The 22,598-nt window shown below is 62.4% G+C and carries 25 protein-coding genes; 10 read left to right on the forward strand and 15 right to left on the reverse strand.

The features are described 5' to 3' along the window. Positions 1-4: 4 nt before the first annotated feature. The 7 genes from ispC to rpsB all read right to left on the reverse strand — a co-directional run bounded on the left by ispC (position 5) and on the right by rpsB (position 6,205). Positions 5-1,216 carry a 1-deoxy-D-xylulose-5-phosphate reductoisomerase gene (gene ispC, locus LG409_RS15595; RefSeq protein WP_189462673.1) on the reverse strand — a complete coding sequence of 404 codons (1,212 nt, stop codon included), beginning with the start codon at positions 1,214-1,216 and terminating at the stop codon, positions 5-7. Then, on the reverse strand, positions 1,213-2,034 hold the full coding sequence (locus LG409_RS15600) for a phosphatidate cytidylyltransferase (protein WP_227407078.1): 822 nt from the start codon (positions 2,032-2,034) through the stop codon (positions 1,213-1,215). Before LG409_RS15600 ends, ispC begins: the two co-directional genes overlap by 4 nt. After that, on the reverse strand, positions 2,027-2,812 hold the full coding sequence (gene uppS / locus LG409_RS15605) for a polyprenyl diphosphate synthase (protein ID WP_039175235.1): 786 nt from the start codon (positions 2,810-2,812) through the stop codon (positions 2,027-2,029). The genes LG409_RS15600 and uppS overlap by 8 nt, the downstream gene beginning before the upstream one ends. Before the next feature lie 105 nt (positions 2,813-2,917). Further along, positions 2,918-3,475, reverse strand: a complete 558-nt coding sequence (gene frr, locus LG409_RS15610; protein ID WP_039175234.1) for a ribosome recycling factor — start codon at positions 3,473-3,475, stop codon at positions 2,918-2,920. 4 nt (positions 3,476-3,479) lie between these two features. Then, complete coding sequence (pyrH, locus tag LG409_RS15615; RefSeq protein ID WP_039175233.1) at positions 3,480-4,247, reverse strand: UMP kinase; 768 nt, start codon at positions 4,245-4,247, stop codon at positions 3,480-3,482. A 122-nt stretch (positions 4,248-4,369) separates the two neighbouring features. Then, a complete protein-coding gene (gene tsf / locus LG409_RS15620) occupies positions 4,370-5,239 on the reverse strand; it encodes a translation elongation factor Ts (RefSeq protein WP_039175232.1) in 870 nt (289 codons plus the stop codon). A gap of 216 nt (positions 5,240-5,455) precedes the next feature. Next, positions 5,456-6,205 (reverse strand): 30S ribosomal protein S2, encoded by a 750-nt coding sequence (gene rpsB / locus LG409_RS15625; RefSeq protein WP_039175231.1) that lies wholly within the window; start codon positions 6,203-6,205, stop codon positions 5,456-5,458. A 322-nt stretch (positions 6,206-6,527) separates the two neighbouring features. On the opposite strand from rpsB, the gene map reads away from it, so the two are divergent. The 7 genes from map (at position 6,528) to LG409_RS15660 (ending at position 14,280) form a co-directional block, all read left to right on the forward strand. Next, on the forward strand, positions 6,528-7,319 hold the full coding sequence (gene map, locus LG409_RS15630; protein WP_039175230.1) for a type I methionyl aminopeptidase: 792 nt from the start codon (positions 6,528-6,530) through the stop codon (positions 7,317-7,319). Further along, positions 7,319-9,994 carry a [protein-PII] uridylyltransferase gene (locus LG409_RS15635; protein WP_227407079.1) on the forward strand — a complete coding sequence of 892 codons (2,676 nt, stop codon included), beginning with the start codon at positions 7,319-7,321 and terminating at the stop codon, positions 9,992-9,994. Before map ends, LG409_RS15635 begins: the two co-directional genes overlap by 1 nt. Positions 9,995-10,090: 96 nt before the next feature. Next, entirely contained in the window at positions 10,091-11,287 is a 1,197-nt protein-coding gene (dapC, locus tag LG409_RS15640; protein ID WP_227407080.1) for a succinyldiaminopimelate transaminase, read from the forward strand. A 33-nt stretch (positions 11,288-11,320) separates the two neighbouring features. Then, positions 11,321-11,668, forward strand: a complete 348-nt coding sequence (locus LG409_RS15645; RefSeq protein WP_016915053.1) for a Spx/MgsR family RNA polymerase-binding regulatory protein — start codon at positions 11,321-11,323, stop codon at positions 11,666-11,668. Between the two features lie 41 nt (positions 11,669-11,709). After that, complete coding sequence (gene dapD, locus LG409_RS15650) at positions 11,710-12,735, forward strand: 2,3,4,5-tetrahydropyridine-2,6-dicarboxylate N-succinyltransferase (RefSeq protein ID WP_227407081.1); 1,026 nt, start codon at positions 11,710-11,712, stop codon at positions 12,733-12,735. After that, positions 12,722-13,894 carry a succinyl-diaminopimelate desuccinylase gene (dapE, locus tag LG409_RS15655; protein WP_227407082.1) on the forward strand — a complete coding sequence of 391 codons (1,173 nt, stop codon included), beginning with the start codon at positions 12,722-12,724 and terminating at the stop codon, positions 13,892-13,894. Before dapD ends, dapE begins: the two co-directional genes overlap by 14 nt. Continuing rightward, positions 13,891-14,280: a hypothetical protein gene (locus LG409_RS15660; protein WP_039175225.1), complete on the forward strand. Its 390-nt coding sequence runs from the start codon at positions 13,891-13,893 to the stop codon at positions 14,278-14,280. The genes dapE and LG409_RS15660 overlap by 4 nt, the downstream gene beginning before the upstream one ends. Positions 14,281-14,337: 57 nt before the next feature. Here LG409_RS15660 and LG409_RS18685 read toward each other — a convergent pair whose 3' ends face one another. Then, a complete protein-coding gene (locus tag LG409_RS18685; protein ID WP_039175224.1) occupies positions 14,338-14,865 on the reverse strand; it encodes a cold-shock protein in 528 nt (175 codons plus the stop codon). A gap of 110 nt (positions 14,866-14,975) precedes the next feature. Between LG409_RS18685 and LG409_RS15670 the strand changes: the two genes are divergently transcribed. Next, the gene (locus LG409_RS15670; protein WP_039175223.1) at positions 14,976-15,224 is read left to right on the forward strand and encodes a SlyX family protein; all 249 of its coding nucleotides are present in this window, start codon (positions 14,976-14,978) and stop codon (positions 15,222-15,224) included. Positions 15,225-15,248: 24 nt separating this feature from the next. On the opposite strand, the gene ald is transcribed toward LG409_RS15670, so the two are convergent. The 7 genes from ald to radC all read right to left on the reverse strand — a co-directional run bounded on the left by ald (position 15,249) and on the right by radC (position 20,625). Beyond that, on the reverse strand, positions 15,249-16,364 hold the full coding sequence (gene ald / locus LG409_RS15675; protein WP_189462667.1) for an alanine dehydrogenase: 1,116 nt from the start codon (positions 16,362-16,364) through the stop codon (positions 15,249-15,251). A gap of 179 nt (positions 16,365-16,543) precedes the next feature. After that, positions 16,544-16,987 carry an acyl-CoA thioesterase gene (locus LG409_RS15680; RefSeq protein WP_096922075.1) on the reverse strand — a complete coding sequence of 148 codons (444 nt, stop codon included), beginning with the start codon at positions 16,985-16,987 and terminating at the stop codon, positions 16,544-16,546. 48 nt (positions 16,988-17,035) lie between these two features. Beyond that, entirely contained in the window at positions 17,036-18,226 is a 1,191-nt protein-coding gene (locus LG409_RS15685; protein ID WP_227407083.1) for a class I SAM-dependent rRNA methyltransferase, read from the reverse strand. Positions 18,227-18,271: 45 nt separating this feature from the next. Then, positions 18,272-19,099 (reverse strand): bifunctional DNA-formamidopyrimidine glycosylase/DNA-(apurinic or apyrimidinic site) lyase, encoded by an 828-nt coding sequence (mutM, locus tag LG409_RS15690; protein WP_100731437.1) that lies wholly within the window; start codon positions 19,097-19,099, stop codon positions 18,272-18,274. A gap of 140 nt (positions 19,100-19,239) precedes the next feature. After that, entirely contained in the window at positions 19,240-19,395 is a 156-nt protein-coding gene (rpmG, locus tag LG409_RS15695) for a 50S ribosomal protein L33 (RefSeq protein ID WP_009098622.1), read from the reverse strand. Between the two features lie 38 nt (positions 19,396-19,433). After that, the gene (gene rpmB / locus LG409_RS15700) at positions 19,434-19,670 is read right to left on the reverse strand and encodes a 50S ribosomal protein L28 (protein WP_016915065.1); all 237 of its coding nucleotides are present in this window, start codon (positions 19,668-19,670) and stop codon (positions 19,434-19,436) included. A 280-nt stretch (positions 19,671-19,950) separates the two neighbouring features. Then, the gene (radC, locus tag LG409_RS15705; protein WP_227407084.1) at positions 19,951-20,625 is read right to left on the reverse strand and encodes a RadC family protein; all 675 of its coding nucleotides are present in this window, start codon (positions 20,623-20,625) and stop codon (positions 19,951-19,953) included. Positions 20,626-20,782: 157 nt separating this feature from the next. Between radC and coaBC the strand changes: the two genes are divergently transcribed. After that, complete coding sequence (coaBC, locus tag LG409_RS15710) at positions 20,783-22,114, forward strand: bifunctional phosphopantothenoylcysteine decarboxylase/phosphopantothenate--cysteine ligase CoaBC (protein WP_227407085.1); 1,332 nt, start codon at positions 20,783-20,785, stop codon at positions 22,112-22,114. Next, complete coding sequence (gene dut, locus LG409_RS15715; protein ID WP_081136753.1) at positions 22,111-22,566, forward strand: dUTP diphosphatase; 456 nt, start codon at positions 22,111-22,113, stop codon at positions 22,564-22,566. Before coaBC ends, dut begins: the two co-directional genes overlap by 4 nt. The last annotated feature ends 32 nt before the right edge of the window (positions 22,567-22,598 follow it).

Below are 22,598 nucleotides of genomic sequence, written 5' to 3' on the forward strand. Positions count from 1 at the left end.
GCCGTTAAAGTGGAGAGTGCTCAGCCATTCGCTGGCGCACGATGATTTCCGCCTGCTCACGCGCCCAGCGATCCGCATTCAATACTTGCTCGAGAGACGCGGCATCGCCCTGATAAGGCTGTGCCATGACCGCTGCCACCACCTCGGCAATCTCGCTGAAGCCGATGGTTTCGGTCAGAAAGGCATCCACCGCCACTTCGTTGGCCGCATTGAGAATGGCTGGCGCCGCGCCACCCTTTTGAATCGCTTCCCGCGCCAGCCGCAAACAGGGAAACAGTGCCTCGTCAGGCGCCTCGAAATCCAGTCGTGCCACCTGGAACAGATCCAGCGCTTCGACGCCAGCATCGATGCGCTCCGGCCACGCCAGGCCGTAAGCAATCGGGGTACGCATATCGGGGTTGCCCAGTTGGGCAATCACCGAGCCATCGTCATAGGCTGCCATCGAGTGGATGACGCTTTGCGGGTGTACGACCACCTGTACCTGCTCAGGCGCGGCGTCGAACAGCCAGCAGGCCTCGATCAGCTCCAGCCCTTTGTTCATCAGCGTAGCGCTGTCGACGGAGATCTTGCGTCCCATGGACCAGTTCGGATGTGCACACGCCTGTTCAGGCGTCACCTTGGCGATGTCGGCCGCCGCCCAGCCCCGGAAGGGACCGCCCGACGCGGTCAACAGCAGTTGACGCACGCCATGCTTGGCCAGCCCACCACGATGCTCGCTGGGTAGACACTGATAGATGGCATTGTGTTCAGAATCGATCGGCAGCAGGATGGCACCAGAGCGCTCGACCGCCTCCATGAACAGCGCGCCACTCATGACCAGCGCCTCTTTATTGGCCAGCAGCACGCGTTTGCCTGCCTCTGCCGCCGCCAGCGCTGGCAGAAGGCCAGCGGCCCCCACGATGGCGGCCATGACGGTATCGACCTCTGGCGCACTGGCGACATCGCATAGCGCCTCGGGGCCAGAGAGCACCTTGGTATCGATGCCCGTTGGTGCGAGTGCCTGCTGAAGCCACTCGGCATCGTTCGCATCATCCAGCACCGCAAACCGGGGCCGATGTTCCCGACACTGCGCCAGCAGGGCTTCTTTTGAGGTATGGGCCGTCAGCGCATAAACGCGATAGCGGTCAGGGTGGCGGGCGATCACATCCAGAGTACTGGTGCCTATCGAGCCCGTGGCCCCGAGCACCGTCACTTGCTGAACAGGCACGGTACTCATAGCGCACTCACCTGGGCCTGTAGTACCAGCAGGTAGAACAAGGCAAAGATCGGTATGGCGGCGGTCAGGCTATCGATACGGTCCAGCACGCCCCCATGGCCGGGCAGCAGCTGGCTGGAATCCTTGATGTCACGGTAACGCTTGAGCATGCTTTCCAGCAGGTCACCCAGCACCGAGATCAGCGTGACGACGGCCGTGACCAACAGCAGCGCGATGCCACCAGCGACGCCCAAGGGCTGCCACAGGGCGAACAGCAGCGCCAGCAAGCTCGTAGCGGCAAGCCCGCCCAGCACGCCTTCCCAGGACTTGCCGGGGCTGACCCGCGGGGCCAGCTTGCGCTTGCCCCAACGGCGGCCAGCAAAGTACGCGCCGATGTCCGCGCTCCACACCAACAGCAGCACGAACAGCAGCCACACGGCGCCGCTATCACGCAGGACGTTGAACCCCACCCAGCAAGGCAGCAGCACCCAGGCGCCCATCGACAGCCGCCGGGTGGTGCTCTGCCACTGCTGGCCCGCCGCCGGGTACTGGGTCACCCAGTACAGGTTCAGCAGCCAACCGGCGGCAGCCAGCCATAGCGGCCAGACGGCATAAGCCGCCCCACTGAACCACAGCAGCGCCATGAGTATTGCCATTCCGACGACGCAACCGAGCCGCTGGCTCGGTTGCGTCACGCCTGCGAGATTGGTCCACTCCCAGGCACCCAGAAGCACCACGACGGCGGTAAACAGCGCAAACGCGCCGCCCTGTAATCCAAACAGCCCGGCCAGCACCAGGGGTGCCAGCCAGGCAGCGGTGATGATTCGCTGTTTAAGCACCTTGCGCCTCTATTTGTTCGTCGGTCATGCCAAAACGGCGACGTCTCAAGCAGAAATCGTCGACCGCCTTGTCGAAAGCCGCCCCGTTGAAGTCGGGCCACAGCAAGGGTGAAAAATGCAGTTCTGCATAAGCCAACTGCCAAAGCAGGAAATTGGACAGGCGCTGCTCGCCGCTGGTGCGGATACACAGATCCACCGGCGGCACCTGCTCGACCCCCATGGCGGCATCCATCCGCGCTTCGTCAATGGCGTCGGGGCTCAACTCGCCTGCGGCGACCTGCTCGGCCAACTGGCGTGCGGCGCGAGTGATATCCCACTGGCCGCCGTAGTTGGCGGCAATCACCAGGTGCATGCCCGTATTGTCGGCAGTCAGTGCCTGAGCACGCTGAATGTGTTTCTGGATGGCGTGGGAAAAGCCACGCTGCTCGCCAATGATGGAAAGCCGTATATTGCGCTCGTGAAGCTTCTTGACCTCGCGTTTCAAGGCCATCAGAAAAAGCTCCATCAGCGCGTTGACCTCGGCCGCTGGACGCTTCCAGTTTTCACTGGAGAACGCAAACAGGCTGAGGGTTCCAACGCCCCGCTCGGCGGCACGCTCGATGACGGCACGCACGGCTTCGACGCCCGCTCGATGGCCCCGCGCACCTGACAGCCCACGCGCCCGAGCCCAGCGATTGTTACCATCCATGATGATCGCAACATGGGACGGCATCACCCCCTCGGATCGAGAAGGCTCCGTGCCGCCCGGCTGCTGTGGGGGAAGCTGGGGGGAGGTCATGGGGTCTCGCACCAAAGATCAATCATATTAAAGCCAAGCGATGGCCCACGGGCAGCCAGGCTGCCCGTGGTGAAGTGAACGCAGTCTGCGATGTCGACGACATCGTTATACCTGCATGAGATCCTGCTCTTTTGCGGCCAACGCCTTGTCGATCTCGGCGATGTACTTGTCGGTCAGCTTCTGGATCTCGTCTTCGCCCTGGCGCTGATCATCTTCAGTGATCTCTTTCTCTTTCAACAGCGACTTGAAGTCACCGTTGGCGTCACGACGCACGTTACGCACCGCCACACGGGCCGTCTCGGCCTCGCCACGCGCCTGCTTGATGTAGCCCTTGCGCGTTTCTTCGGTGAGCATCGGCATGGGCACGCGAATCACGTTACCCGCACTGGAGGGGTTGAGCCCCAGGTCAGAGGTCATGATCGCTTTTTCGATCTTCGGCACCATACCCTGCTCCCAAGGAGCAACGGCCAAGGTACGCGCGTCTTCGACGCTGACCGAGGCCACCTGATTCAACGGCACTTGGCCACCGTAGTACTCAACGGTCACGGCATCCAGGATGCTGGGATGCGCACGCCCGGTACGAATCTTGTTAAAGTTGACGTGCAGCGCCTCGACGCTCTTCTTCATGCGAGATTCTGCATCTTTCTTGATGTCGTTGATCACGTTGTTACCCTCTGTCTATCAGCGTGCCTTCCTTGCCCCCTACTACCAGATTCAGCAGGGCACCAGGCTTGTTCATATCGAATACCCGCACCGGCATATCATGGTCACGTACCAGGCAGATTGCGGTCAAATCCATCACGCCCAGCTTCTGCTCCAGAGCATCGTCGTAGGAGAGCTGGTCGTATTTTACGGCGTCGGGGTACTTCACCGGGTCCTTATTGTACACGCCGTCCACCTTGGTGGCTTTGATGACGACGTCCACGTCCACTTCGATACCGCGCAAGCAGGCGGCCGAGTCCGTGGTAAAGAAAGGGTTGCCGGTGCCTGCAGAAAACAGCACCACGTCACCGGAAGTCAGGTAGCGAATGGCAGTACGGCGGTCATAGTGTTCCACCACACCGCTCATGGGAATCGCCGACATCACCCGTGAACGAATATTCGAGCGCTCCAGCGCATCGCGCATGGCCAGGGCATTCATCACGGTGGCCAGCATTCCCATGTGGTCACCCGTCACTCGATCCATGCCCGCTTCGTTCAACGCAGCGCCACGGAACAAGTTACCACCTCCAATCACGATACCCACCTGCACACCGATCCCGACCAGCTGGCCGATTTCCAGTGCCATTCGGTCCAGCACTTTGGGGTCGATACCAAAATCGTGCTCTCCCATCAGTGCTTCGCCCGACAGCTTCAGCAAAATACGCTTGTATTTCGATTTCGACTTGTCGAGTTTCGTGGCAGCGGGGGCAGACTCTTGAATCTCACGTGACATGGCATCTCTCCTGAGGCAGACCTGGACACAGGTGGGCGAGACAGCACCTGTATTTCACAGGGGCCGGATACACGAAGGCGTGCGCTCGCGCGCACGCCATCATCTTACAGAAACATTCGACCTTAGCGACGGCCAGCCTGTTCCATAACTTCTTTGGCAAAGTCGACTTCTTCTTTCTCGATGCCTTCGCCCACTTCGAAACGAGTGAAGCTGACTACTTCACCGCCAGCTGCCTTGACGAATTCGGCAACGGTCTGGTTCGGGTCTTTGACGAAGGGCTGCTCGGTCAGGCTGTTCTCGGCCAGATACTTCTTCAGACGGCCTTCGACCATCTTCTCGGCGATCTGCTCGGGCTTGCCTGCCATGTCCGGCTGCGCCAGGATGATGGCTTTTTCTTTGTCCAGCTCTTCCTGGGGCATGTCGGCCGGATGAGCCACGGCCGGATTGATGGCAGCAACGTGCATGGCAACGTCCTTGGCAACCTCGGCATTGCCGCCTTTCAGCACGGTCAATACGCCAATACGGCCACCGTGAACGTACTCGCCAACCAGGCCAGCGTCCACTGCGTCTACCACGACGGCACGACGCACGCCGATGTTCTCGCCGATTTTCTGAACCAGCTGCTCACGCGCAGACTCCAGGTCGCCCGCCATCACGGCAGCCACGTCTTCGCTCTTGGCAGCGAAGAACGCATCAGCGATCTTGTTGGAGAAAGCGATGAAGTTGTCGTCGCGGGCAACGAAATCGGTTTCAGAGTTGATTTCGACCATGACGCCGTAGCTGCCGTCTTCGGCAACACGCGTTACCACGGCGCCTTCTGCAGCGGTACGACCCGCTTTCTTAGCGGCTTTTAGGCCAGAGCTTTTACGCAGGTTTTCGATCGCCACGTCAATGTCGCCGCCGGCTTCGGTGAGTGCTTTTTTGCACTCCATCATGCCAAGACCGGTACGTTCGCGCAGTTCCTTAACCTGAGAGGCGCTGATAGCTGCCATGAGATTTCACCTCGGAAATGGTTCTAACTGAGAGTTAAACGCGCTACAGAGTATACGCACGATAGATGACCGTTGCGTATCACGCTGCAGAGCGCTTGCCGGCACCTGGTGCTCGGCGTGATCGGCCCGCCTGGGCGTGCCCAAAGCGGGAAAAAGGGGGCATAAGGCCCCCTCTTGACGATGCGGCTCAACTGCCCGCCGCACCCACTGCCAGTGTTACTCGGCAGCAGCGTCAGCGTCGGCAGAAGCGGCTTCTTCCGTCACTTCGACAAACTCTTCGGGACGACCTTCTTTCGCACGGGTGCACGCGTCGGCAATCGCCTTCACGTAGATCTGGATCGCGCGGATGGAGTCATCGTTACCCGGGATCACGTAATCAACGCCATCCGGGTTAGAGTTGGTATCTACCACGCCAATGACCGGGATACCCAGCTTGTTGGCTTCGTTGATCGCGATGCGCTCGTGGTCAACGTCGATAACGAACAGTGCGTCCGGCAGGCCGCCCATGTTCTTGATACCACCGATAGAACGCTCGAGCTTCTCTTGCTCACGCGTGGCCATCAAGACTTCTTTCTTGGTCAGCTTGTCGAACGTGCCGTCTTCGCGCATGACTTCCAGGTCACGCAGACGCTTGATGGACTGACGAATGGTCTTGAAGTTGGTCAGCATGCCGCCCAACCAGCGATGGTTGACGAACGGCTGGCCAACACGGTTGGCTTCTTCCTTGATGATCTTGCTCGCGCTGCGCTTGGTACCAACAAACAGGATCTTGTTGTTGGAAGACGCCATCTTCTCGATCACGTCGATCGCTTCGTTCAGCGCCGGCAGAGTGTGCTCAAGGTTGATGATGTGGATCTTGTTGCGCGCGCCGAAGATGTATTTGCCCATCTTCGGATTCCAGTACTTGGTCTGGTGACCGAAGTGAGCGCCTGCCTTCAGCAGGTCACGCATATTGACGTGAGACATGGTAAAACTCCTGAAACTCGGGTTAGGCCTCCACGCACCCCATGGATCCGACCAGTAGCACCGCCAGGCGTTGCTAAAGGCACCCGGGACCATGTGCCGGTGCATGTGTGTTTTCAAGGCTTGCTATCTTGCAACCCAGCCATGCTGAGTTGCGCTCTTGTTGCCCTTGCCTGCCGCCTGCGCCAGCAAAAGAAGCTGCGGATGGCGATTGCAGGAAAGCGCGCGGCTTTATACCATAGATCATTGCCAAGATGAAGTCGCCGCTGCGTTTACCCGCCGAAAATGCTACTCATCACCTACTCTGAAGCCACATCGAGAATTCATGAACGTTCCTATCAAGACGCCTTCTGAAATCGAGAAAATGCGCGAAGCCGGACGCCAGGCCGCCAGCGTCATCGAAATGATCACGCCGCACATCCAGGCAGGCATCAGCACCGGCGAGATCGACCGCCTGTGCCACGAGTACATCGTCAACGAACTGGGCTCGGTCCCGGCACCGCTGAACTATCACGGTTTCCCCAAGGCCACCTGCACCTCGATCAACCACGTGGTATGCCACGGCATCCCGGATGACGCCAAAAAGCTGAAAAGCGGCGACATCATGAACCTGGACATTACCGTGCGCACCCCCGACGGGTACCACGGCGATTCCAGCGTGATGTTCGTGATCGGCGAGACCATCCAGGGCGAGCGGCTGTGCCGCATCACCCAGGAGTGTCTGTACAAGAGCATTGCCCTGGTCAAACCCGGCGTGCGTCTTTCCGAGCTGGCCCGCGTGATTCAGCAGCATGCCGAAGCCCATGGCTACTCGGTGGTGCGTGACTTCTGCGGCCACGGCATCGGTGCCGACTTCCACGAAGACCCTCAGTTCCTGCACTACGATGGCTACGCCCCGGATGCCGACATTCGCCTCGACGCGGGCATGTGCTTCACCATCGAGCCGATGATCAACGTGGGCGGCTACAAGACCAAAGTGCTGCGCGACGGCTGGACCGCGGTGACCAAGGACCGCAGCCTGTCGGCACAGTGGGAGCACACGCTACTGGTCACCGAGACCGGCGTGGAAGTGCTCACCGCGCGCAGCGACGAAGACTTCGGCTTCCTGAACGCCTGATGCTACTACACCACTACCGGTTCGAGCCGGATACGTCGCTGTTCGATCTGGCGCTGTTTCGCACCGAGCTGGCCGGGGCACGCTCTCCCATCGCCCCGTTCAAGGCGGCGCTCAAGGAGATTCAGGCGCGCCTCGACGAGCAGTTTCGCGCGGGTGCGGACATTCGTGACCTGGTACGTGGCCGCGCATGGTATCTCGACCAGCTGCTGGCGATTGCCTGGCAGCGCCACGCCTGGCCCGACACCGGCATTGCCCTGGTGGCGGTGGGCGGCTACGGGCGCGGAGAGCTGCACCCCCACTCGGACATCGACCTGCTGCTGCTGCTCGAACACGATGACGACACCCCCTACCGGGAGCCGCTGAGCGCCTTCGTGACGTTCCTGTGGGACATCGGTCTGGAGATCGGCCATAGCGTGCGCTCGCTCAACGACTGCGAGCGGGAGGCCGAAGCCGACGTGACGGTCATCACCAACCTGCTGGAGTCGCGCTTGATCGCAGGTCCCGAGCGCCTGCGTGAACAGATGCGTGAGCGCCTGAGCGCGCCCCACGTATGGCCCGCCGACCGCTTTTTCGAGGCCAAGTGGCAAGAGCAGATCTCCCGCCACTATCGCTACAACAACTCCGAGTACCACCTGGAGCCCAACCTGAAAAGCTCGCCCGGCGGCCTGCGAGACATTCAGATGATCGGCTGGGTCGCCAAGCGGCACTTCGGCACCGAGCAGTACACCGACATCGTCGCCAACGGGTTCATGAACGACGCCGAGCTGCGCATCCTCAGCCAGGGGCAGTCGTTCCTGTGGCAGGTTCGCTACGCCCTGCACATGCTCACCGGGCGCGCCGAAGACCGCCTGCTGTTCGATCACCAGCGCACCATCGCCGACATGTTCGGCTTCAAGGATACGCCCGAGCGGCTGGCCGTCGAACAGTTCATGAAGCGCTACTACCGCCATGTAACGGCGCTGGCAGGCCTCAACGACATGCTCTTGCAGCACTTCGACGAAGTGATCCTGCGCGGCAAGGAGTCGCTGGCCACCATCAAGCTCAACGACCGCTTCGAGATCAAGGGGGGCTATATCCAGGCCCGCTCGCGCAGCCTGTTTCGCGAACGCCCGGCGGCCATGCTGGAGCTGTTCCTGCTGATGGCCAAGCACCCGGAAATCGAAGGCGTGCGCGCCGACACCATTCGCCTGATCCGTGACCATCGCCATCAGATCGATGACCACTACCGGGAAGACCCGCGCCACCAGCGGCTCTTCATGGCGCTCATGCGGGCGCCGGGCAACGTGCCTCGCCAGCTCCGGCGCATGAACCGTTACGGCATTCTGGGCAAGTACCTGCCGGAGTTCGGCCGAGCGGTCGGGCTGATGCAGCACGACCTGTTTCATATCTATACCGTGGACGCCCACACCCTGCGCCTGCTGAAATTTCTGCACGGCTTCCGCAAGCCCGAGGCAAAGGACGACTTCCCGGTGGCCGCCAACCTGATCCACCAGCTACCCAAGCTGGACCTGCTGTGGATCGCCGGGCTGTTCCACGACATCGGCAAAGGGCGCGGCGGAGACCACTCTGAAATCGGCGCCCGTGACGTCGAGCAGTTCTGTCGTCGTCATCACGTTTCGCAGCACGATACGAACCTGGTCAGCTGGCTGGTCGAGCATCACCTGCTGATGTCGATGACCGCCCAGAAGCGCGACATCAGCGACCCGGACGTGATCCGCGACTTTGCACTGATCGTGCGCGACGAAACTCGCCTGGACTACCTCTACGTGCTCACCGTGGCCGACATCAATGCCACCAACCCCACGCTGTGGAACGGCTGGCGGGCCTCTCTGTTGCGCCAGCTTCATGCGGAGACCAAGCGCGCTCTGCGGCGAGGGCTGAAAAACCCGCCGGACAGAGACGACTGGGTCAGAGAAACCCGCACCGAGGCGCGTTCGCTGCTGCAAGCCGTCGGGGTGGACAGCAGCCAGATCGACTCGCTATGGGACTCCCTTGGGGAAGACTACTTCCTGCAGTACGCCCCCAGCGAGATCGTCTGGCAGACCCAAGGCATTCTGGCCCACCAGCCATCTCCTCTGCCGCTGGTGCTGATCAGCGCCCCCACCGCCGACATGGCCGAAGGTGGCACCAAGGTGTTCATCCACACCCGCTCTGCGGATGACCTGTTTGCCGCCACGGCCGCCGCCATGGAGCAGTTGGGGCTGTCCATCCACGATGCGCGGATTGCCACGTCCCACAACGACTGGACGCTGAACACCTTCATCGTGCTGGATAGCCACAGCCAGCCGATCCGTGACCCGCTGCGCATCGAAGAGATGCGTAGCCACCTGGTGGAAGAGCTGGACGACCCGGACGACTACCCCGAAATCGTCACCCGGCACACGCCGCGCCAATTGAAGCACTTCAAGGTGCCCACGGAGGTCGTCATCGAGCAGGACCCGGCCAATGAGCGCACGCTGCTGGAGCTGACCGCCCCCGACCGTCCTGGCCTGCTGGCCCGGGTGGGGCGTATCTTCATGGAGCAGGATATCGCCCTGTCGGCGGCCAAGATCGCCACCCTGGGCGAGCGCGTCGAGGACGTCTTTTTCATCACCACCAAGGCCGGTGAGCCACTCACCGACCCCGCCCGTCAACAGCAGCTTCGTGAGCGGCTGATCGACGTATTGAGCGTCTAGCCCAGATGCCTGGCCGAACAACCCCTGGTCGTTGGGTTTGAGCCTGCACCAGGGGTTGCCTATAATCGGCGGTTCGATAAACGGTACGGACTCGCCATGAACTCAGACCTGAATGCCCTGCACCCCTATCCGTTTGAAAAGCTGGCTGCCCTCAAGGCAACGCTCACGCCTCCGGCGGGGCTTGCGCATATTCCGCTGACCATTGGCGAGCCCCAGCATGCCCCTTACCAGGGCGCACTGGACGCCCTCATTGCCCACCAGCTGGAGATGGCGCGCTACCCGGCCACCAACGGCCTGCCCGCCCTGCGCGAGACCATTGCCGCCTGGGCCACCCAGCGCTTTGGCCTGTCGGGGCTGGACGCCGAACGTCAGGTGCTGCCGGTGAACGGCACCCGTGAAGCCATCTTCGCTTTCGTGCAGGCGGCGCTGGACCGCACCCGCCCCGCCAAGGTAGCGGTACCCAACCCGTTTTATCAGATCTACGAAGGTGCCACGCTGCTGGCAGGCGGCGAGCCACTCTACCTGGACTGTACCGCCGACAACGGCTTTCGCCCGGACTTTTCAGCCGTCAGCGCCGACACCTGGCGCGACGTGCAGATCGTCTTTCTCTGCTCACCGGGCAACCCCACCGGCGTAGTCACACCGCTGGCCGAGTTCAAGCAGCTCATTGCCCTGGCCGACGAACACGACTTCATCATTGCCTCCGACGAGTGCTACTCCGAGCTCTACCTGGACGAAGCCACTCCGCCGCCCGGGCTGCTGCAGGCTTGCGCCGAGCTGGGCCGCGATGACTACCGCCGCTGCGTGGTGTTTCATTCGCTCTCCAAACGCTCCAACCTGCCAGGGCTGCGCTCGGGTTTCGTGGCGGGCGACGCCGATCTCCTCGCCCCGTTCAAGCGCTACCGCACCTACCACGGTTGCGCGATGTCACTGCCGCTGCAGCACGCCTCCATCGCTGCCTGGCAGGACGAAGCCCACGTGCGCGCCAACCGTGACGCCTACCGCGAGAAATTCAGCGCCGTCACCGACGTCCTTGCGCCGGTCATGTCGTTCCCGACGCCCGAAGCCAGCTTCTACCTGTGGCCCGCCGTGCCGGGGGGCGACGATATCGCCTTTACCCAGCGGCTGTTCAGCGAACAGCATGTCAGCGTGTTGCCCGGCAGCCTGATGGGCCGCCCTGGCAAGGATGGCCATAACCCGGGCGCAGGTCGACTACGCTTAGCCTTGGTGGCAGAGCTCGAACCGACCCTGGAAGCAGCCAAGCGACTGCGCCAGCTGATCGAGCGCAGCTAACGCCGCGACACCCCACGACAAGGAGGCTTTTCCATGCTGACGCTATATATCATCAACACCTGCGACACCTGCCGCAAAGCCCGCAAGGCGCTGGAGGAAAGCGGCATTCCCTTCAAGACCCATGACCTGCGCAAGGATGGCCTGTCGGCCAGCCTGCTGGAGCATATTCTCGAGCGGGTGCCGCTGCTGGAAGCCATCAATAAGCGCAGCACCACCTGGCGCAACCTGCCCCAGGAGGAAAAGGATCAGCTGGACGCCACGTCGGCCCGTCGGCTGCTGCTGGAACAACCCACGCTGCTCAAGCGTCCGCTACTCGAAGTCGACAACAGCACCATCCTGGTCGGCTACCGCGACGGCGATTACGACAAACTGAGCGGCTGAACGCCCCCTCTTAGACACACAACCTTGAAGGAAGCCCCGTTATGCTGAGCTTTGCGCTTGGAATTGGTACCCAAAACACCCAGGGTGACTGGCTGGAAATCTACTACCCGGCCCCGCTGCTGAACCCCGACGAGAGCTTGGTGACCGCCGCCAAGGAAGCGCTGGGCGCCGCTGCCGAGAACAGCCCTGTCAGCTTCCTGCCGGAAGACTGCACCCGCCTGGCCAAAGCACTGGAAGCCGCGGGTCATTCCGAGCAGGCAGCGCTGGCCGAGTCTTTCGCCACTAGCCAGCGCCCGCTGGTAGCGATGTTCCTGGACACCGACCAGGCGCCGCAAACCGTGCCGGAGGTCTACCTCAAGCTGCACCTGCTGTCCCACCGTCTGGTAAAGCCCCACGGTATGGACCTGACCGGCATGTTCGGCCTGCTGCGCAACATCGCCTGGACGAACGAAGGCGCCATCGACATCGAGGAGCTGCCGGCTCGCCGCCTCAAGGCACGCCTGGCAGGCCGCGCGCTGTCCGTCGACTGCGTCGACAAGTTCCCCAAGATGACCGACTACGTCGTGCCCACCGGCATCCGCATTGGCGACACCGCCCGCGTACGCCTGGGCGCCTACCTGGGCGAAGGCACCACGGTCATGCACGAAGGCTTCGTCAACTTCAACGCGGGCACCGAAGGCCCGGGCATGATCGAAGGCCGCATTTCAGCGGGCGTCATGGTCGGCAAAGGCTCCGACCTGGGCGGCGGCTGCTCCACCATGGGCACCCTCTCCGGTGGTGGCAACATCATCATCAAGGTGGGTGAAGGCTGCCTGATCGGCGCCAACGCCGGTATCGGCATTCCGCTGGGCGACCGCTGCACCGTGGAAGCAGGCCTGTACATCACCGCTGGCTCCAAGGTGACCGTCCTCGACGACCAGGGTCAGGAAGTCAACACCGTGGCCGCCCGTGAGCTGGCTGGCCAGGACGACCTGCTGCTGCGCCGCAACTCGCAAAATGGCCGCATCGAGTGCCTCACCAACAAGAGTGCCATTGCGCTGAACGAGGCGCTGCATGCCCACAACTGAGTCTGCTGCCCTGTCACCGACGCTCACCCTGGCCTTTGACCTGCTGGGTCGTGCGTCGGTGACCCCGGACGACGAGGGCTGCCAGGACCTGATGATCGAGCGCCTCACGGCGCTCGGTTTCCATGTCGAGCAGCTGCCGTTCGGCGATGTGAAAAACTTCTGGGCCGTGCGCGGCCATCATGGCCCGGTGCTGGCCTTCGCCGGGCATACCGACGTGGTGCCCAGCGGGCCGCATACCAGCTGGGAGTTTCCGCCCTTCGAGCCATGCATCGACGAGCAGGGCATGCTCTGCGGGCGCGGTGCGGCCGACATGAAAGGCAGCCTGGCCGCCATGCTGACCGCCGTGGAGCGCTTCGTGGCCCGTTACCCCGACCACGACGGCCGTATCGCCTTCCTGATCACCTCCGATGAGGAAGGCCCCGCCGTGGACGGCACCCGAGCCGTGGTGGAGCACCTGCGCGAGCGCAACGAACGGCTGGACTACTGCATCGTCGGCGAGCCCTCTTCCACGGCGCGGCTGGGGGATGTGATCAAGAACGGCCGACGCGGCTCGCTGGGCGGCGTGCTGCATGTCAAAGGGGTGCAGGGGCACGTGGCTTACCCCCACCTGGCACGCAACCCCATTCACCAGGCGCTGCCTGCGCTCGATGCCCTGGCAGGCGAGCACTGGGATGCCGGCAACGACTTCTTTCCCGCTACCAGCTTCCAGATTTCCAACGTGCGCGCGGGTACCGGGGCGACCAACGTGATCCCTGGCGACATCGAAGTGGTGTTCAACTTCCGCTACTCCACGGAAGTGACCCACGAAGCGCTGAAAGCTCGCACCGAAGCGATTCTGGATCGCCATGGCCTTGAGTACCATGTGGACTGGACCCTGAACGGCGAGCCCTTCCTGACCGCCGAAGGCGAACTGGTCGATGCGGCCATTCGCGGCGTGGAAGCCGTCACCGGTGAGCGCCCGCAGCTGTCGACCAGCGGCGGCACCTCCGATGGCCGCTTCATTGCCACCCTGGGGGCACAGGTGGTGGAGCTGGGTCCGCTCAACGACACCATTCACAAGGTGAACGAGCGTGTGCTGGCCAGCGACCTCGATGCGCTCAGCCGCATCTACGAAGCCACCCTGCAGGCGCTGCTCACCACTGATGAGGTATGCGTATGATGGAGCGGTTTCCGGATATCGAAGTGTACCTGGCCCGCGTGTCGCTGGACGATCTCAACGCCTGGCTCAGCGAGACCCTCGATGCCCCACCCTTGGGCCCGGCGGGCAAGGGCAAGTGGAAAACCCGTGGCCAGCATCAGGGGGAAAGCGTCCCGGTGCTGCTGGTGGACAACGCCGCCGACGGCTTTGCCAGCCTGTGGTTCGACAGCGCCCACACCCCCTGGCACACCGACCAAGAGTGCGCGCAGCACGCGGCCGAAGCGCTCAACGTGGAAGTCCGCTGTTCGCTGGGCGGCTGGCACCCTGGCGATGACCCGGACCGCTTCTGGCAAGTGCTGCCCGGTGGCCAGGAAAAAGCCATCGAATGGCCAGATTCCGGGCGCTAAACGTAAAAACCCCCGCACAAGGCGGGGGTTTTCCTGTCAGCAACCGCGCCGGAGCGCTTATTCGATAATGCTGACATCATCGGCCTGAAGGCCACGGTCGTTCTTGATCACGTGGTAACGCACGATCTGGCCTTCGGCCAGCATGCGTGGGCCACGACCGCGTATCGCCCGAAAATGCACGAAGACATCTTCGCCATTGTCCCGGGTGATGAAGCCGTAGCCCTTGTTGGTGTTGAACCACTTGACCTCGCCCTCTTCACGGCCATCGTTGGGGTCGATGATATCCTCTTCTTCATCGTCCACCACGGGTGCTGCCTGGGGCTGACGCGGGGCAGGTTTGACCCTGGCCACATCGGCCTTTACCACCATCGGTGGTGCCAGGGCCGCAGCCGCCAGCGTACCGACGAACAACATTGCAAAACAGCCAAGTGCCACAGCGGCATACACACTGAAAGCAGCCTCGGCCAACCACTGTTCAGCCAGAGGTGCATTGGTTAAATGAACAATCCCCGCCAGAAGAAGCGGCGTGGGGGCGGCCAGTAAGATACTGATAAAGAAACAGCGAAAAACAACTTTTGGGTTCATGGATGATAAAAGCTCTCTTGTTGTATGGGTAACAGAAGCAAGACAATACTCGGCCTACCAGGCCCTTTCCTAACAGTACCGAGCATACTACATACGGTGACGATGTTATCATGACAAACGAATTAACGCCTGCCGAGCTCACTCAACGTATTGAATCGTTGGAAAGTCGGCTGGCTTATCAGGAACATTGGCTGGACACCCTGGACCAGGCCGTCGCCCAGCAGGAGCGCCGCCTCGAAAAGCTGGAACAGCTGAGCGCCCTGATGCGTGAACGGCTCCGCGAACAGCATCAGGCGCTGCAAGCCAGCGACTCACAGGGCGGTTTTCGCCCCGAAGACGACATCCCGCCCCACTACTAATGGACCCACCGCCTGGCGCGCGGGTCACTTCACCACGCTGGCCGGCTCGACGCTTTCCAGGCCAAACGCCTGGGCGACGGCCCGGTAGGTAATCTGGCCATCGTGGACGTTCAGCCCAGGCAGAAAATGGGTATCGTCTGCCAGCGCCTGGCGCCACCCCTTGTCGGCAAGCGCCAGCACGAACGGCAGCGTCGCGTTGGTGAGCCCCAGGGTAGACGTACGTGCCACGGCGCCGGGCATGTTGGCCACACAGTAGTGCACGATGCCATCCACGAGATAGGTGGGCTCGGCGTGGGTCGTGGGCTTGCTGGTTTCGAAACAGCCGCCCTGGTCGATGGCCACGTCCACCAGCACACTGCCGGGTTTCATCTCGGCCAGCATGGCACGGGTGATCAATTTGGGAGCTGCCGCGCCGGGGATCAGCACCGCGCCCACGATCATGTCGGCAGTGCGTGCCGCATGGTCCAGCGCATCGGCGGTGGAGTAGACGGTTTTGATACGCCCCTGGTAGCGCGCATCCAACGCTTCCAGCCGGGCCACCGAGGTATCGAGAATCGTCACCTCTGCCCCTAGCCCCAGCGCCATCCGCGCTGCGTTTTCCCCCACCACGCCACCCCCAATGACCGTTACCTGCCCCGGTGCCACACCGGGCACGCCGGGCAGCAGCACCCCCGAGCCCCCCTGGGCCTTCTCCAACCCATGGGCACCGGCCTGTATGGCCATGCGCCCCGCCACGGTGCTCATGGGGGCCAGCAGCGGCAACCCGCCGCGAGCATCGGTGATGGTTTCATAGGCGATGCAGGTGGCTCCGCTTTTCATCAGCCCTTCGGTCAGTGCCCGCTCGGCGGCCAGATGCAGATAGGTAAACAGCGTGTGCGCTGGCGTCAGGCGTGCCACCTCTTCCGGCTGGGGCTCCTTGACCTTCAGAATCAGCTCGGCGCGTTGCCACAGCGCCTCGACGTCGGCCTCCAATGTCGCGCCCGCGCTTTGGTAGGCGTCATCCTGAAAGCCAGCGCCTTCGCCCGCGCCTACCTGGACACTGACGGAGTGACCACGCCCGACCAGCTCACGCACCCCCGTGGGCGTAAGCGCAACGCGATACTCGTGGTTCTTGATCTCTTTGGGAACGGCAATGTGCATGGCGGACTCTCCTTGGGTCATCAACATCACTGGGTGCTCAATGCATTACAGCACAGCAGGCGTGAACCACCAGCCCAAGGGAGCAAAACGAAAAAAACGCCGGTAAAGGCGTTTTTCAACAGCAAAATTCAGCGTTTGACGGGCCGCGACGAAAAAATCCACGCCGCACCGTCGATTCATCACTCGGCGGGCTCGGGCACCACCGCAGCGCCATAAATGCGCTGGTACTCCTCCGGCAAGCGCTTGGGGCGACCGCTGGAAAGCGCGACACAGGCAAACCGCGTGCGCGCCTTCAGCAGCGTCTTGCCGTCTGCTGGCCGTATCAGTTGAAAGCGGCGCGTCAGGCTGAAGCGGCCGTCGCAGTCGACGATCCAGGTGGCCAGGCAGAGCGTGTCGTCTTGAAAAGCAGGGGCGAGGTAGTCCAGCTCGTGGCGGTGGACCACCATCGCCCGGTCCAGCGCCCGATAGCGTTCCAGCGACAGCCCCAACGCCTCGGAGTGGGCCCAGCTGATCTGCTCTACCCAGCGCAGGTACTCGCTGTTATTGACGTGCCGGTAAGCGTCGATGGCTTCCGGCGCGACCTGCAGCGTGAGTACGAACGGCTCTGGCAACGCCCACTCCATGTGGCCACCTCCTTTCCTATGACGACGGCGCTCGACAGCGGGCGATGCTCAGTCGCGGAAGACCCGCACGCCCAGCGCTTTCAAATAAGCAGTTTCGGGAATCGCCGGGTGCACGGGGTGATCCGGCCCCTGATGGCCCTGGAAAATCACCTGGCCATGGCGGTCCTGATGGCGCACGGCACCGCGCACCACATCCACCAGCCGCTCGTGGGCCAGATGCATGGAGCAGGACGCAGACAGCAGCAGGCCATCGCGACCCAGCAGGCGCATTGCCTCGCGGTTGAGTCGTGCATAGGCGCGCTCACCGTTGGGGATATCCTTGCGCTTCTTGATGAACGCAGGCGGGTCGAGAATCACCACGTCGAACTGCTCGCCGTCGGCTTTCAATGCGGCCAGCGCTTCGAAGGCGTCGCCTTCACCCACGGCCACCTGCTCCTGCACACCGTTCAGCTCGGCATTGCGCGCCACTTGCTCCAGGGCAACGCCGGAGGCATCCACACACAGCACTTCGGAGGCGCCGCTGGCGGCAGCCTGAACGCCCCAGCCACCCACATAGCTGAATACGTCCAGCACGCGCTTTCCAGCAACCTGACTGTTCAACCAGGCCCGGTTGACGCGGTGGTCGAAGAACCAGCCGGTCTTCTGGCCGTTGAGTACCGGCACCGCAAAGGTCACGCCGTTTTCTACCAGCAGCACTTCGTCGGGCAGGCTGCCCTTGACCACTTCCACGTGGGCTTCCAAGCCTTCCTGGCGGCGGCCCCCGGTATCGTTACGGAATACGATGACCTCAGGCTTGATGACCTTTTCCAGCGCATCGACGATCTCGTCGGCCAAGGCCTGCATGCCGGCGGTATTGAGCTGCACGACCAGCACATCGCCAAAGCGGTCGATGATCAGTCCTGGCAGCAGGTCGCCCTCGCCATGGATCAGACGGTAAAAGGGCTGATCGAACAGACGCTGGCGCAGCGCCAGCGCCTGATTGAAACGGTGCACGAACAGCGAGCGGTCCAGGCGCATTTCCGGGTCGCGGGACATGATACGCGCACAGATCAACGAGTGCGGGTTCACGTAGGCCACGCCCAGGGTCTTGCCGTTGGAGGCCTCTACCAAGGCAGGCTCGCCCGCCTCGAAGGTCTTCAGCGGCGTTTCCTTGATATCGACTTCGTTGGAGTAGATCCACAGATGGCCAGCCTTCAAGCGGCGATCGGCATTCTTATTCAGGCGCAGGCGTTGAGTCACAACATTCTCCAGATAAACAAAACAGTTAGCCGCCCAAGGCGGCGCTCAGCGCTGGCAACCGGGGCAGAATACGCTGGCCCGTTGCCCCAGGGTAATGCGCTTGAGTTCGCTGCCACAGCGCAGGCAAGGCTGGCCATGGCGACCATAGACATTCAATTGCTGGGCAAAGTAGCCCGGCTCCCCCTGGCCGCTGACGAAATCGCGCAGCGTGGTGCCACCTTGGGTAATGGCCGCCGCCAATACTTCCTTGACCGCCTGGGCCAGCGCTTCGTAGCGCGCCAGTGAAATGCGTCCGGCGGCCCGGCGCGGGTCGATGCCCGCCATGAACAGCGCCTCGGCGGCATAGATGTTGCCCGCTCCCACGACCACGCGGTTATCCATCAGGAAAGGCTTCACGGCGACGCGCTTGCCGCGCGACAGTGCGTGGAGCCATCGGCCCGTGAAGGCATCGTCGAGGGGTTCCGGGCCCAGGTGTGCCAGCCGCGTATCGAACTGTGCATCGGCGTGCTGCCAATCGACGAAGCCAAAACGGCGCGGGTCGTGATAGCGCAATATATGACCGCTGGCGGTGACGATATCCACATGGTCATGCTTTTTGGGCAGATCACCCAGCCGGGCAATCCGCAGGCTACCCGACATGCCCAGGTGCCACAGCAGCGTGGCGTGGCCGGTAGGCGTGGCCAGCGGGATCTGCAGGTATTTGGCGCGCCGGGCAAGCTCACCCACGCGAGCCCCGACCAGTCGCTCGGCCAGATCATCCGGCACGGGAACGCGCAGGCGCGGCTGGCGTACCAGCACTTCGGTAATCTCCTGCCCTTCCAGGTAGGGCGCGATACCACGCCGCGTGGTTTCCACTTCAGGCAATTCGGGCATGATGAAAGCCTATGATGACAGCACAGTGACAGCGATGCTAACACGCGAAACGCGAACGTTAGACATGCAAAAACCCGGCTTGGGGCCGGGTTTTTCAACAGGCGCTCGCCTGCGGTGAAAGCCGATCATCGTAACCGAGGTTACTTGATCTTGGCTTCCTTGTAGATGACGTGCTTACGGACGACCGGGTCGTATTTCTTGAATTCGAACTTATCCGGGGTGTTCCGCTTGTTCTTGTCAGTGGTGTAGAAGTGGCCAGTACCGGCACTAGACACCAGCTTGATCTTATCGCGCATGGTTTAACTCTCCCAAAAATGCTGAGCCAGAAACTGGCTTAGATAGCGTCGCCGCGTTTGCGGATGTCGGCCAGAACCGAGTCGATACCTTTCTTGTCGATGATGCGCATGCCTTTAGAGGAAACGCGCAGCTTGACGAAGCGGTTTTCAGACTCCACCCAGAAGCGATGGGTGTGCAGGTTCGGCAAGAAACGACGACGAGTCTTGCGCTGGGAGTGAGAAACGTTATTACCAGTTACCGGACGCTTGCCGGTAACCTGACATACTTTGGACATGAGAGCCTCCAACCGCTTGGCGAGTTGTTCAAAACTGTCGGGCAAACCGGAGCAGGGAGGGAGTCGACGCAGTTAACCGCCTAGCTGTACCCAAATCCGTTATTCAACCCAAGTTCAAAGGTGGCACTTTATACCAGAGCACCCGGCCACCAGCAAGCGAAACCGCCCAAAAAGGCCAAAAAAGCACGTTTTGGGACAATTTTCGTCACGACAGCCGCAGCATCGAGCGGGCCAGCCTGCCTTTTCGATACTGCCGGAGTGCGTGCGCATGAGCTGCCCGCTAGAGCCAGCCGCGCTCGGCAAAGGACACCACGTCTCCGTCTCCCACCACAAAATGATCCAGCACTCGCACGTCAAAGAGCGCAAGGGCATCTTTCAAGCGTTCGGTGATACGTCGATCAGCGTCGCTGGGCTCAGCCACACCCGAAGGGTGATTGTGGGCCAGGATGACAGCGCCAGCGTGGAGTTCCAACGCACGCTTGGCAACTTCGCGGGGGTAAACGGATGCGCTGTCTAGGGTACCGCGAAACAGGGATTCATAGCGAATGATTCGGTGCTGAGTATCCAAAAAAAGTACCGCAAACTCCTCATGCCCCAGGTGGCGCAGCTGCGAACTCAGGTAGTGGCGCACCAGGGCAGGCGAGGTCAACGCGTTGCCGCGTGCCAGCTGGCTGGCCAAATGCCGCCGCGATAGCTCCAGCGTGGCCTGCAACTGGGAAAACTTGGCATCGCCCAACCCACGGGCGGCACAAAACTGCTCTCTGTCTGCCTCCAGCAGCTGCCGCAACCCGCCAAAGCTCACCAGCAGGTCACGCGCCAGGTCTACTGCCGACCGCCCCTGGACCCCCACCCGCAGAAAAATCGCCAGCAGCTCGGCATCCGACAACGACTGCGCCCCCATGGTCAGCAGTTTTTCACGGGGTCGCTCGCCTTCTGGCCAATGATTGATGCCCATCCATGCCCCCTGTCCATGCTACCCAGTCCCATGGCGTGTGGCCCACGCCCTCATCCTCACTATACCTAGCGTTATAACACTTCCACCGAGCATGCCAAAATAAACCGCCAAATGGTATGGTAAGCCTCCTTACGACCGTCATACGGGACCGCCTACCATGGCATCACTCTCGCACACTTCCGAGCCATCACTATCCGAGTCATCACTATCAGCGCCATCGTTGACCGCACTGCTCGCAGGCAAGCGCGTGCTGCTGGGCGTCAGCGCAGGCATTGCCGCGTATAAAAGCGCACTGATCGTGAGGCTGCTGAAGCAGGCAGGCTGTGAGGTGCGCGTGGTGATGACCGAGGGTGCTCAAGCCTTCATCACCCCCCTGACGCTGCAGGCCCTCTCTGGCGAGCCCGTGCGCACATCGCTGCTGGACCCCGAGGCAGAAGCCGGGATGGGGCACATCGAACTGGCCCGCTGGGCGGATGCCCTGCTGGTGGCCCCGGCCACGGCCGATGTGATGGCGCGCCTGGCACACGGCATGGCCGACGACCTGCTGACCACCCTGTGCCTTGCTTCGGAAGCGCCACGGCTGATGGCCCCCGCCATGAACCAGGCCATGTGGCGCCATCCCGCCACGCAGCGTAACCAGGCACAGCTGGCCGCCGACGGCTGGCAGTTGATCGGCCCTGCCGCGGGCGAGCAGGCCTGTGGCGACGTTGGCCCAGGGCGAATGAGCGAACCCGAAGAGATCTTCGCAGCCCTTCAACAGCACTTCGCCAAAGCAGCCAAGGTTGCGCCGCCCGCTCAGGGCGCAGCGCGCCCTCACGTGGTGATCACTGCAGGCCCCACCCGTGAAGCCCTGGACCCGGTGCGTTACCTGTCCAACCACAGCTCGGGCAAGATGGGCTTCGCTCTGGCCGCCGCCGCCGTGGCGCAAGGGGCTCGCGTAACCCTGATCAGCGGCCCGGTCAATTTACCCACCCCAGCCGGGGTCGAGCGCCAAAACGTGGAAACCGCCCGGGAGATGCACCAGGCCGCGCTGCAGCTGGCCCCCCAGGCCGCGCTGTTCATTGGCTGTGCCGCCGTGGCCGACTACCGCGCCGCCAGCGCCGCCGAGCACAAGCTCAAGAAAACCGACGATCAGGACACACTGACCCTGACGCTGGTGAAAAACCCGGACATCATTGCCGACGTGGCGGCCTTGCCCAACGGGCAACGCCCCTTCGTGGTCGGCTTTGCCGCCGAAACCCAGGAGGTCGAACGCTACGCCCGCCACAAGCTCGACCGCAAGGGCCTGGACATGATCGTGGCCAACGACGTGGCCCAGCAAGGGTTGGGCTTTGGCAGCGACGACAACGCCGCCCTGCTGCTCTGGCGTACGCCTGGCGGCACGCAGCAGCACAGCGCGCCCCCCCAACCCAAGACCTCGCTGGCCACCCTGATCGTGCAGCAGGCGCTCTCCCTGCTGCCTCACACTTCTCACGGAGCTTCCTCATGAACCGCCCTCGCCTGCAGTGCAAGGTATTGGACGAGCGCTTGCGCGACTATCTGCCCTCTTACGCCACCGCTGGCTCGGCGGGCATGGACCTGCGCGCCCTGCTGGACGAACCGCTGACGCTGGCCCCAGGCGAATGCCAGCTGGTGCGTACCGGCCTGGCCATCTACATCGAAGACCCCAACCTTGCCGGCATGATCCTGCCGCGTTCGGGGCTGGGGCATAAGCACGGCATCGTGCTGGGCAACCTGGTGGGGCTGATCGACTCCGACTACCAGGGCGAATTGATGGTCTCGGTATGGAACCGCGGGCAGGCCAGCTTCACGGTCACGCCGTTCGAGCGCCTGGCACAATACGTGCTGGTGCCGGTGGTGCAGGCCGAACTGACCCTCGTCGACAGCTTCACCGATTCTACCCGTGGCAGTGGCGGCTTTGGCAGCACTGGCCGCCAGTAAGCACTCACTAGCGCGCTCTTTCAGGGATTGAC

The organism is Halomonas sp. NyZ770 (assembly GCF_020616575.1).
GTDB classification, from domain to species: Bacteria; Pseudomonadota; Gammaproteobacteria; order Pseudomonadales; family Halomonadaceae; genus Vreelandella; species Vreelandella hamiltonii.

Excerpts from the sequence above, each read along its gene's own strand:
- ispC (WP_189462673.1), bottom strand. The coding sequence starts at position 1,216 with ATGAGTACCGTGCCTGTTCAGCAAGTGACGGTGCTCGGGGCCACGGGC.
- uppS (WP_039175235.1), bottom strand. The coding sequence starts at position 2,812 with ATGACCTCCCCCCAGCTTCCCCCACAGCAGCCGGGCGGCACGGAGCCT.
- pyrH (WP_039175233.1), bottom strand. The coding sequence starts at position 4,247 with ATGTCACGTGAGATTCAAGAGTCTGCCCCCGCTGCCACGAAACTCGAC.
- tsf (WP_039175232.1), bottom strand. The coding sequence starts at position 5,239 with ATGGCAGCTATCAGCGCCTCTCAGGTTAAGGAACTGCGCGAACGTACC.
- rpsB (WP_039175231.1), bottom strand. The coding sequence starts at position 6,205 with ATGTCTCACGTCAATATGCGTGACCTGCTGAAGGCAGGCGCTCACTTC.
- map (WP_039175230.1), top strand. The coding sequence starts at position 6,528 with ATGAACGTTCCTATCAAGACGCCTTCTGAAATCGAGAAAATGCGCGAA.
- LG409_RS15635 (WP_227407079.1), top strand. The coding sequence starts at position 7,319 with ATGCTACTACACCACTACCGGTTCGAGCCGGATACGTCGCTGTTCGAT.
- dapC (WP_227407080.1), top strand. The coding sequence starts at position 10,091 with ATGAACTCAGACCTGAATGCCCTGCACCCCTATCCGTTTGAAAAGCTG.
- LG409_RS15645 (WP_016915053.1), top strand. The coding sequence starts at position 11,321 with ATGCTGACGCTATATATCATCAACACCTGCGACACCTGCCGCAAAGCC.
- dapD (WP_227407081.1), top strand. The coding sequence starts at position 11,710 with ATGCTGAGCTTTGCGCTTGGAATTGGTACCCAAAACACCCAGGGTGAC.
- dapE (WP_227407082.1), top strand. The coding sequence starts at position 12,722 with ATGCCCACAACTGAGTCTGCTGCCCTGTCACCGACGCTCACCCTGGCC.
- LG409_RS15660 (WP_039175225.1), top strand. The coding sequence starts at position 13,891 with ATGATGGAGCGGTTTCCGGATATCGAAGTGTACCTGGCCCGCGTGTCG.
- LG409_RS18685 (WP_039175224.1), bottom strand. The coding sequence starts at position 14,865 with ATGAACCCAAAAGTTGTTTTTCGCTGTTTCTTTATCAGTATCTTACTG.
- LG409_RS15670 (WP_039175223.1), top strand. The coding sequence starts at position 14,976 with ATGACAAACGAATTAACGCCTGCCGAGCTCACTCAACGTATTGAATCG.
- ald (WP_189462667.1), bottom strand. The coding sequence starts at position 16,364 with ATGCACATTGCCGTTCCCAAAGAGATCAAGAACCACGAGTATCGCGTT.
- LG409_RS15680 (WP_096922075.1), bottom strand. The coding sequence starts at position 16,987 with ATGGAGTGGGCGTTGCCAGAGCCGTTCGTACTCACGCTGCAGGTCGCG.
- mutM (WP_100731437.1), bottom strand. The coding sequence starts at position 19,099 with ATGCCCGAATTGCCTGAAGTGGAAACCACGCGGCGTGGTATCGCGCCC.
- rpmG (WP_009098622.1), bottom strand. The coding sequence starts at position 19,395 with ATGCGCGATAAGATCAAGCTGGTGTCTAGTGCCGGTACTGGCCACTTC.
- rpmB (WP_016915065.1), bottom strand. The coding sequence starts at position 19,670 with ATGTCCAAAGTATGTCAGGTTACCGGCAAGCGTCCGGTAACTGGTAAT.
- radC (WP_227407084.1), bottom strand. The coding sequence starts at position 20,625 with ATGGGCATCAATCATTGGCCAGAAGGCGAGCGACCCCGTGAAAAACTG.
- coaBC (WP_227407085.1), top strand. The coding sequence starts at position 20,783 with ATGGCATCACTCTCGCACACTTCCGAGCCATCACTATCCGAGTCATCA.
- dut (WP_081136753.1), top strand. The coding sequence starts at position 22,111 with ATGAACCGCCCTCGCCTGCAGTGCAAGGTATTGGACGAGCGCTTGCGC.